General features: G+C 34.1%; 2 protein-coding genes. Both read right to left on the bottom strand.

Features of this window, described 5'->3' with window-relative positions:
- Positions 1–626: ABC transporter ATP-binding protein (locus LQ188_RS26645; protein ID WP_230178957.1), on the bottom strand; the 626-nt coding region annotated here is incomplete at its 3' end.
- Between the two features lie 4 nt (positions 627–630).
- A complete protein-coding gene (locus tag LQ188_RS26640) occupies positions 631–2,940 on the bottom strand; it encodes an ABC transporter permease (RefSeq protein WP_230178956.1) in 2,310 nt (769 codons plus the stop codon).
- Positions 2,941–2,997 lie beyond the last annotated feature (57 nt).

Genomic DNA, 2,997 nt, shown 5'->3' with positions numbered 1-2,997 from the left:
GTTGCTGCTTTGAGGTCATGCGTTACCATGACAATACTTTGTCCTTCGTTATTCAGTTGTGTTAGGATATCTAAAACAACCGTTCCCACGGATGAATTCAAAGCTCCTGTCGGCTCATCCGCAAAAATAATTTTAGGTTTATTGATCAAGGCTCTCGCTATTGCCGTTCTTTGCTTTTGTCCGCCAGATACTTCAGATGGATATTTACCTACTTCCTTTTCTAAACCTAACTTTTTTAATAACGAAAGTGCTTTTTCATTGACTGATTTTTTGCTTTTTGATGGGGAATATCCATTGAACGCCACATTCTCAAATAAAGTCATATCAGGCAACAAATTAATTCCCTGAAAAATAAAGGCGATATCATTTTTTCTGATGTTGGCAATTTGATTTTCTTTGAAAGAGGTTATATCTTTGCCAAGCAGCTCTACCTTTCCTTGACTATATTGATCCATTGTGCTTATCGCATAAAGCAAGGTTGATTTTCCTGCACCAGAGCTTCCCATGATAATGGTAAAGTCACCTTCGTATATCTCTAAATTCATATCATTAATCACATCTAATTTTTCTTTTCCCATGCTAAAGCTTTTGCACAAATGACTTGTTTTGATGATTGTTCTCTTCATCTTCTTATTCCTCCATTAATTCTATTGCATTTATACGTTCTACTTTTGAAGTGCCTACAAAAGCAAATAGTAATATGACAATAAAGATTAGAGCACAGTATATAGCAGTCTTTACGGGTGAAAAAATAATCGCATTAGGACTCGTGATGACAAGTTCAATAAGTGATTTTGATACTCCATTGTGAATGAATAGAGCGGCAGCTATACCGATTGATGTCAAAATGGCCATTCTAGAAAGAATCCTAATCTTTAGAAACTTATTGGTAAACCCTAGCGCCTTTTGAATTCCAAAATTCCTTCTTTCATCTATCATAATGATGGAAATAATCGAAATGATATTCAAAGCACTCAGGATAAGCATAAAAATTGAGATTGTTGATACCACAGGTGGTACCATAGAAGTCATATCATTCAATAACGCATCATAGTTTCCCAGATTAGGTTGTACGAATGTATCCTTGAAACGATGTTCAAAATCTTTTTTGAAATCACCATAAGATTCTTGATTTTTCAATTGAACAGCTATCGTGTTATAATGAGGTTTTAAGTTATAGTGTTCCATCGCTTCATTTAGCAGCCTTACATTGCGCCCACCATATTTAATACTGCCAAAAGATCCAACGATTAAAAATTCCTCATCTTTCCCATGAATCTTAAAGTTCATTTTATCGCCAATCTTCAAATTCGTATCACGCAACATGGTAAGACTTACATTGATCTCATTATATTGTTCTGGTAATCTGCCTTCATAAATTTCAAATCCTAAATGATCATACCTGGAAAAAGATTCAATGGCATAAACATCTAATACACCATACTTTTCACTATCGTATTTAATATAATTTCCGGCATTTAGATAAAGTCCATACCCATAATGTTCAACTCGATTGTCCTTATTTAAATGCTCGACGATCTCCTTTTCCATTTCTTGAGATGTGATGTTGGTATTTATAGTAGCCGATGCTTTATGTAGATTGAGCCATATATTGGCATGATCTTTTGAAACGGCAAACATATGATCCGTATTGATAAAAAGTAACGTAGTAAACATGTAAATGGCAGTGATAATACATACGTTTAATGACAATCTTTTATTTTTCAACAGATCATTAATAGATAACGCAATCGGGTTATTGGTATGTTTAAATAATTTCCAACTTCGTTTCCCGCTTTTGGGAGTGTTTGTTAGCGAAATCGCTTCTACTGGTGATAATTTTTTAATTTTTCTTAACTCTAGAGCCACAAATAGTTGAATAATTAGATTAAAGAGAACAATGATGACTCCACCTATAATTAAATATCGAACGTTATATCCAAAGTCCCCCAAATATTTTAGAATGTTCTTTTGTAAAATGTAAGCGGCTGGAAAACTAATGGCCACACCGACCGCTGTTGAAATCATCCCTACAAAAAGATACGCTTTACTATAGATCTTGTTGATGTCTGATGCCGTAAATCCCAGTGCTTTGTATGTTCCGATCAATTTAACTTCTTTCATTAAATTGTTTTTTAAAGTAAATAGGACGACAATAATCCCGCTTATTAACGTTAATATACCGGCCAAAGTCATGATAACCGATACCAAACCCGTATCCGCAAGTTGATTTAAGATGAGATAATACTTTTCCATATAATATTCATTACTTGTAAAATTCTCATGAAGATAATTCGCTACAGCTTCTTTTTCACTTCCATATTGGAATACAACATATCCGCCTCTCACTTCTTCATCGAACAACGGAATATCATTTTCATTGACATACATGATTTTGGCAGGATTAGCTAAGGATGCGTTTTGTGAATCATTGATGATCGCTGAAATTTCAAACTGGCTTCCAGCTGCTTTATCAATTTCAATGACATCATTCACTTTTAAACCTTTCTTATCTGCTAATATTTTGGAAATCCAAATCTCCCCTGCTTCTGGGGAAGGCTTGTCCTTCCCCTCTAAAATCGTTAATTCCCAGTTTAGCTTTTCTTGATCTTTGATCGATATGATCAGATTTCTATCTTCATTAAACGTTTCACCGTGCACTTTCGTTATGTTCATCGATGAATACATGGCTTTATATTTTTGAAAGTCTTTTATTAGTTGCCCTTCGTCAGCTTGCTCTTCAAGCATGTTCAATTCTTTATCGGATGAATTAAATAGGTAGACGTCGGGAAATAAAGGATTACTATAGTAATCTGTGATGGAACTATTTATACTATCGATAAAGATACGAGATGTTGACAATAAGCCAGAGGTAACCATTAAGATCACGGCAATTAACACAAATGATAGTTTATTCGTTCTAATTTTCTTCTTCCACATGATTACTGTTCCCCTTAAAAATAGTAGAATGACGTTTATTATATGGTTATTAAACTA

The organism is Peribacillus sp. Bi134, assembly GCF_918698065.1.
GTDB lineage: Bacteria > Bacillota > Bacilli > Bacillales > DSM-1321 > Peribacillus.
The sequence above is the reverse complement of the archived record's forward strand: the minus strand, read 5'-3'. Positions and strand labels throughout refer to the sequence as shown.

Bases quoted from the DNA above. Each gene is read 5' to 3' on its own strand.
- LQ188_RS26640 (WP_230178956.1), bottom strand. From the start codon at position 2,940: ATGTGGAAGAAGAAAATTAGAACGAATAAACTATCATTTGTGTTAATT.